The sequence below is a fragment of the Mesorhizobium sp. WSM4815 genome (assembly GCF_055811575.1).
Map to the genome: position 1 here is coordinate 88,963 of NZ_JBVVQS010000076.1, position 7,100 is coordinate 96,062.

The window sequence follows — 7,100 nt, forward strand, 5'->3', positions numbered from 1 at the left end:
GTGCCCGCCATTTGTGTGGCCGGTTTCCACTCGGGGAGCGCCGGCACGCACCCATGGTTAATGCGGCCTTAACCTTCCCGCCGATAGTCTGGCATCCGAATCTGCCGGAGTGCGTCATGCGTCCGGCCAGTCCATGACAGACGGGGAACGACGAATGCGTTCAGGGGCTTCAGCACCGCTTGCGCTGGCCGATACGGGGCACGGCATCCAGGCGTTCGCGCGGCGTCAGGTCGGCCGGCTGCTCGGCGCCGGCCTGTTTGCGCTGGTCGCCTTCGGCGTCGCCAGCCTCGCCACCTGGAACGTCGCTGACCCAAGCTTCTCCCACGCCACCGACAACATCGTCACCAACGCCATGGGCTATGTGGGCGCTGTCTTCTCCGACCTGGCCATGCAGTTCTTCGGCCTTGCTGCGGTCGCGGCGCTGGTGCCGGCGGTGGTCTGGGGATTTCTGCTGTTTTCGGCACGCGGCGTCGACAGGCTGCCGAAGCGCGGGCTCGCCTGGTTCGGCTACGCGGTGCTTGCCGCGGCCATGGCTGGCTGCGTGGTGCCGCCCAAGACCTGGCCGCTGCCGACCGGTCTCGGCGGCGTGTTCGGCGACATGGTGCTCAAGATTCCCGGGCTCGTCGTCGGCGGCTATCCGACCGGTCTCATCGCCAGCGTGCTCGCCGTGCTTCTGGCCGCGCCGGCACTGTGGCTGTTTGCCTACGGCTCGGCGCTGATTGCACGCAAGAACGGTTTCGCCGTCCTGGAGCAACCGGCCGCAGCCGATCCGAGGGACCAGGACGACCTGCTTTTCGACAATGACGAGGATGAGGGCGACGAGGGCATTCTGGCGCTAGGCGCGATCACGCATTGGTGGCTGTCGTTGCGAGCCTATCTCCGCCGCCGCGCCGCGCGCCGCCGCGAGCGCGACGATTTCGAACCGGAGATGGAGCGCGCCAGCGCCTGGCGGCGCGCTGCCGAACGGGTCGAATCGGCCGAATTCGCCGAGTCGCGGATGAGTGCCGATGGCCGCGCCCGCGTCGAGCCGGAATTCTTCGCCGCCATGGTCAACGACCGCAGCGCCTCGCTCGACGACGCCGATGCTTTAGACGATGACGATGACATGGATTTTGCGCCGGAGGCCGCGCGCAGCACTCCTCCCAATGCGAGGGTGCAGCCGTTCCGCTCCGATGCGGCCACCCGCGTCGCGGCGCCGGCGCCGCGGCCGGTTCCCGGCGCGCGTGTCCAGCGCGAAGCGCAGTCCTCGCTGATCGGCTCCGAACAATTCGAAATGCCGTCGCTGCATTTCCTGTCCGAGCCGAAGAACGTCGTGCGCGACGCCAGCCTGTCCAAGGACGCGCTCGAGCAGAATGCCCGCCTGCTCGAGGGCGTGCTGGAGGATTTCGGCGTCAAGGGCGAGATCATCCATGTCCGCCCCGGCCCGGTCGTCACGCTTTACGAGTTGGAACCGGCGCCCGGCATCAAATCGTCGCGGGTCATCGGCCTGTCTGACGACATCGCCCGCTCGATGAGCGCGATCGCCTGCCGCGTCGCCGTGGTGCCCGGCCGCAACGCCATCGGCATCGAACTGCCGAACGCCAAGCGCGAGACCGTCTATCTCAGGGAAATCATGGCCAGCCGCGATTTCGAGACCACCAAGGCCAAGTTGGCGCTGGCGCTCGGCAAGACCATCAACGGCGAGGCGGTCATCGTCGACATCGCCAAGATGCCGCACGTGCTGGTCGCCGGCACCACCGGCTCGGGCAAGTCGGTCGCCATCAACACCATGATCCTGTCACTGCTCTATCGACTGACGCCGCAGGACTGCCGGCTGATCATGATCGACCCGAAAATGCTGGAGCTCTCGGTCTATGACGGCATCCCGCATCTTTTGACGCCGGTCGTCACCGATCCGAAGAAGGCGGTGGTGGCGCTGAAATGGACCGTGCGCGAAATGGAGGACCGCTACCGCAAAATGTCGAAGGTCGGCGTCCGCAACATCGACGGTTTCAACGCGCGGGTGCAGCAGGCCGAGAAGAAGGGCGAAAAAATCTCGCGCACCGTGCAGACCGGCTTCGACCGGCAGACCGGCGAAGCGGTCTATGAGACGGAAAACCTCGATCTCGAGCCAATGCCCTACATCGTCGTCATCATCGACGAGATGGCCGATTTGATGATGGTCGCCGGCAAGGACATCGAAGGCGCGGTGCAGCGCCTGGCGCAGATGGCGCGCGCTGCCGGCATCCACGTCATCATGGCGACGCAGCGGCCGTCGGTCGACGTCATCACTGGCACGATCAAGGCCAACTTCCCGACCCGCATCTCCTTCCAGGTGACGTCGAAGATCGACAGCCGCACCATTCTGGGCGAACAGGGCGCCGAACAGCTGCTCGGCATGGGCGACATGCTCTACATGGCCGGCGGCGGCCGCATCCAGCGCGTGCACGGTCCTTTCGTTTCCGATGACGAGGTCGAGAAGATTGTCGCGCATCTGAAGCTGCAGGGCGTGCCGGAATATCTCGATGCCATTACCGAGGATGACGACGAGGACGACGATGAGCCGTCGGGCAAGGGTGGCTCGGGCGGTGGCGGCGGCAATTTCGAGGATTCCGACGATCCCTACGACCAGGCGGTTGCGGTGGTGCTGCGTGACGGCAAAGCCTCGACCAGCTACATCCAGCGCCGGCTCGGCATCGGCTACAACCGCGCCGCCTCGATCATCGAGAAGATGGAGAAGGAAGGCATTGTCGGCCCGGCCAACCATGCCGGAAAACGCGAAATTCTGGTGCCGACGGAGGACGACAAGTTCTGATCCGCCCGCCAAGCCGACAGGATTTTCGCGGCTGCAACCTGACGGCAGCAACTTTGAACCTTCTGGCGCGTTTGCAACGACCAAGCGCTGTTCGGCCGCCAAACTTAAGCCCAACTGGGGGGCCAAACACTGCGACAACAGATGAACCAGACGAGAGTAACCGGCATGAAAAACTCTTCTTTCGCCACGATCAGCGATTTTGCCCCGACCCGCCGCCAACTGCTTGGCCTCGGGCTGGTCCTGGCCGGCGCCGCGGCCATCAATGTCGTGCCCGGGGTCCAGTTGCTGGCGTCGGCGCAAGCGGCGGTGCCAGCCACCGCGCAGAAGATCGCCGACCATTTTTCCTCGGTCAAATCGATGGCCGGCGAATTCGTGCAGTTCGGACCCAAGGGCGAGCAGACCGGCGGCAAGTTCTTTCTGGAACGGCCGGGCAAGATACGCTTCAACTATGATGGGACGTCGAATTTCCGGGTGATTTCCGACGGCAAGTCGGTGGTCATCCTCAACAAGCGGCTGAAAACGTCCGATCTCTACCCACTGTCGAAAACGCCGCTCAAGCTGCTGCTCGACACCAGGATCGACCTCTCCGGCGGCCGCGTCAAAAGCGTCAAGGAAGAGAACGACGTCACCACCATCCAACTCGCCGACAAATCGGTGTTCGGCAGTTCGAAGATCACCATGATGTTCGATCCGAAAACCTACGAATTGCGCCAATGGACGATTACCGACGCGCAAGGCAAGGACACGACGGTGATGATCTTCAACGTCAGGGAAGGCGTAAGCTTCGCCCCCGACACTTTTGCCATCGACTATACGGCCAACCGCGAACTGAACACCAAGTCGCGGTAGGTTGCCAACGCTGTCGGAAGGTTCCAGGCGTTGGTGCTGCCCCTCACCTGCCTGCCGGCATCCTCTCCCCGTATAGGGACGGGGAGAGGGGATCCTTCATCAATGATTTCGCCAACCAATTGTCAGCGTAGCAAAACGAGCGCCAAGGGTGAGGTCAGCCCCTTCTCCCCGTCACTATACGGGGAGAAGTGCCCGGCAGGGCGATGAGGGGCGGCGCCGAGGTCGACCATGACATCAACAGGCCCGGCCAACCGCGGCCGGCTTGTTTTTGCGGTGGGCGGCTGGCAGTAGTTTCCGGGATTGACTTTGAAAGACCTCGTTCCCGTCGGAGCCATCTGGCGGACCTTGCGCTGTCCCGGAATCCCAAACATGCCCTTTTCGATCGCGACCTGGAACATCAATTCCGTCCGCCTGCGCATGCCGCTCGTCGAACGCCTGCTTGTCGAACAGGCACCGGACGTGCTCTGCCTGCAGGAAACCAAAGTTCCGGACGAACTGTTTCCCGAGAAGGCGTTTCGCAAGCTCGGCTATCAGCACATCGCCTTCCACGGCCAAAAGGGCTATCACGGCGTGGCGACGGTGGCGCGCCGGCCGATCGCGATTGTCGAAAAGCGCCGCTTCTGCGAGATCGAGGACTGCCGGCATCTGTCGGTCACCGTGCGGGCCGGCGGCAAGGCGATCCTGCTGCACAATTTCTATGTTCCGGCCGGCGGCGACGAGCCCGACCCCGTTATCAACCGCAAGTTCAAGCACAAGCTGGATTTCGTCGCCGAAATGAACGCCATCCGCGCCGAGCACGACGAAGTGTCCGGCTCGATCCTGGTCGGTGACCTCAACATCGCGCCGCTCGAGCACGATGTCTGGTCGCACAAGCAGCTCCTGAAAGTGGTCAGCCATACGCCGGTCGAGACGGAAAATTTCGAGGCGATGCGGCTCGCCGGCGACTGGGTCGACCTGATGCGGCTCAACGTGCCTTACGAGCAGAAGCTCTACACCTGGTGGAGCTATCGCGCGCAGGATTGGCAAGCGTCGGATCGCGGCCGGCGGCTCGACCATGTCTGGTCGTCGCCGAACCTGGTGCCGAGCTTTGCCGGCTACGAGATCCTGCGGCCGGCGCGCGGCTGGCAACGGCCGTCGGACCATGTGCCGGTCATAGCGCGGTTCGACCTGGATTAGCCTCCACGGCTTCGTCATCCTCGGGCGGAGCGGGAGCGAAGCGAACCGCGCAGACCCGAGGATCCATGCCGTTCCTTTTGAGCGCCGCGACAGCGCAGAATCTCGCGATGTCGGCGGGACAGCGCCCCCCTCTGTCCTGCCGGACATCTCCCCCACAAGGGGGGAGATTGGCAGCTTCGCCGTCTCACATCCTATCCCCGTTCAGTCGTCGAAACGCGGCGCCAGCTTCTCGATGCGGCGGATCATTGCCAGAAAATCCTCGGAGATGCGCTGGTGCAGGTGGACCGCGATATCGGGATATTCCTCCAGGATGCGGTGGAACATCTTGCGGCTGAGCCGCAGCACTTCCGAATCGACCTCGGCGGATGCGCTGGTCAGCCGGTTGGTGTCGGCGATCAGCGCCAGTTCGCTCAGCATCGTACCGGGGCCGGCCGTGCCTATCGGGACGCGGGTGCCATCCTGCTCGCGATACAGCACGATGCGCCCGCTGACCACGATATAGGCGCAATCGGCCTCGTCGTCCTCGCGGTAGAGCTTGTGGTCGGCCTGCAGCCTGGTGGTTTCCGCGCCAAAGGCGAGCAGACGCAGCTGTTCCTCCGTGAAGCTCTCGAAGAGCCTCACGGCGGACAGGATGCGGATGTCGTCATCCAACGCCATCTAGCTGTGTCCCCGAACGGCCAGTCCAATCCCTCCATTGGAGCGCCGAGCGTTCCTTTGGACGCGGCAAAGGACGCTCTAAACGCTTTGAAATCGACGCACCGGGCTTTCCAAAAAACGAATCCGGTTTTTGGGCCGTTGCGTCAGCGAGCTCGATCCAGAACCACCTCCAGTCTCAGGATCGTACCCGAAAGCGGCGCCTCCCCTAACCGCTGATTGAATGATTAAATATTTAAGGAACCAGCTTGTAGCCACCACTTTCTGTCACAAGAATTTCTGCGTTGGAAGGATCGCGCTCGATCTTCTGGCGCAGCCGATAGACATGGGTTTCCAGCGTGTGCGTGGTGACGCCGGAATTGTAGCCCCACACTTCCTCGAGCAGCACGTCGCGCGTCACCACCTTCTGGTCGGCGCGATAGAGATACTTGATGATCGAGGCTTCCTTTTCGGTCAGCCGCACCTTGGCGCCGCGCTGGTCGATCAGAAGCTTCTGGCTAGGCTTGAACGTGTAGGGGCCGACCGAAAAGGTGGCGTCTTCGCTCTGCTCATGCTGGCGAAGCTGGGCACGGATGCGGGCCAGGAGAACCGCGAAGCGGAACGGCTTGACCACATAGTCGTTGGCGCCGGCTTCGAGGCCGAGAATCGTGTCGGAATCGGTGTCGTGTCCCGTCAGCATGATGATAGGCGACTTGTAGCCGCCCTTGCGCAGTATCTTCACCGCCTCTCGGCCATCCATGTCGGGGAGGCCGACATCCATGATGAGCAGATCGATGATGCCGCCGCGGGCCGTGGCGATGCCTTTGGCGGCGGTTGATTCCTGCAGGACGTCGAATTCTTCGTAGAGAGACAATTGCTCGACGAGCGTGCCGCGCAGGTCGTCATCGTCATCGACGATCAGAATGGTGCGTGAAGTCATTGATCAATCCGTTGTTTTGAAAAGAAAATTCAGTTGACCGCTGCCTGTTTATGCGGAAGCTGACCGGCACAACAGCCGATCACAATGATTTGTTCCGTGGCACGATCATACAAGAAAAAACGCGCGTGCAATGAGGCGAGCGCATTTTTGCGAAAAGGGCTTCGTGTTCTCACCGTGCGCGCCAGGCCCGGCCACCCCAGCCAGGGACTTCTGCAGGCTGGCAAACTGGTGTTTTCCTGTGCGCTGGGGCGCGGCGGCATATCGGCCGGCAAGCGCGAAGGCGATGGCGCCACGCCGCTTGGGTCGATGCGGATACTGTCGGGATATTTCCGTAACGATCATTTTCCCGTCGGCCGCAAAACCCGGCTGGCGATGGCGCCGATCGGTCGCGATCTTGGCTGGTGCGAAGTGCCTGAGGACCGCAACTACAACCGTCCGGTCAAGATTCCCTATGGCGCCAGCCACGAGCGGATGCTGCGCGCCGACCGCCTTTATGACGCCTGCCTGGTGCTCGACTGGAACATTGCGCCGCGTCGCCGCGGACGCGGCAGCGCCATCTTCTTTCATTTGGCGCGCCCCGACTTCACACCGACGCAAGGCTGCGTCGCGGTGACTGCACGCACGATGGCCCGGCTGTTGCCGCTGCTGTCGGACCGCACGGTGATGAGGGTGGTGAGGTAGGGGAGGGGAATAGGGCAGTAGGGGAAT

The 7,100-nt window shown here is 63.0% G+C and carries 6 protein-coding genes; 4 read left to right on the forward strand and 2 right to left on the reverse strand.

Annotated features, from left to right (window positions below; translation table 11 throughout):
• Positions 1 to 154 precede the first annotated feature (154 nt).
• The 3 genes from AC0L2B_RS04575 to AC0L2B_RS04585 all read left to right on the forward strand — a co-directional run bounded on the left by AC0L2B_RS04575 (position 155) and on the right by AC0L2B_RS04585 (position 4,819).
• Complete coding sequence (locus AC0L2B_RS04575; RefSeq protein ID WP_473744386.1) at positions 155 to 2,794, forward strand: FtsK/SpoIIIE family DNA translocase; 2,640 nt, start codon at positions 155 to 157, stop codon at positions 2,792 to 2,794.
• Between the two features lie 165 nt (positions 2,795 to 2,959).
• Complete coding sequence (locus tag AC0L2B_RS04580; RefSeq protein ID WP_027155917.1) at positions 2,960 to 3,643, forward strand: outer-membrane lipoprotein carrier protein LolA; 684 nt, start codon at positions 2,960 to 2,962, stop codon at positions 3,641 to 3,643.
• 369 nt (positions 3,644 to 4,012) lie between these two features.
• Positions 4,013 to 4,819, forward strand: a complete 807-nt coding sequence (locus AC0L2B_RS04585; RefSeq protein ID WP_027155918.1) for an exodeoxyribonuclease III — start codon at positions 4,013 to 4,015, stop codon at positions 4,817 to 4,819.
• A gap of 201 nt (positions 4,820 to 5,020) precedes the next feature.
• Here AC0L2B_RS04585 and AC0L2B_RS04590 read toward each other — a convergent pair whose 3' ends face one another.
• Both AC0L2B_RS04590 and AC0L2B_RS04595 read right to left on the reverse strand, forming a co-directional pair.
• A complete protein-coding gene (locus AC0L2B_RS04590; RefSeq protein ID WP_473744387.1) occupies positions 5,021 to 5,476 on the reverse strand; it encodes a cyclic nucleotide-binding domain-containing protein in 456 nt (151 codons plus the stop codon).
• A 232-nt stretch (positions 5,477 to 5,708) separates the two neighbouring features.
• A complete protein-coding gene (locus AC0L2B_RS04595; RefSeq protein WP_027155919.1) occupies positions 5,709 to 6,392 on the reverse strand; it encodes a response regulator transcription factor in 684 nt (227 codons plus the stop codon).
• 84 nt (positions 6,393 to 6,476) lie between these two features.
• On the opposite strand from AC0L2B_RS04595, the gene AC0L2B_RS04600 reads away from it, so the two are divergent.
• The gene (locus AC0L2B_RS04600) at positions 6,477 to 7,073 is read left to right on the forward strand and encodes a L,D-transpeptidase family protein (protein ID WP_473744388.1); all 597 of its coding nucleotides are present in this window, start codon (positions 6,477 to 6,479) and stop codon (positions 7,071 to 7,073) included.
• Positions 7,074 to 7,100: the final 27 nt, after the last annotated feature.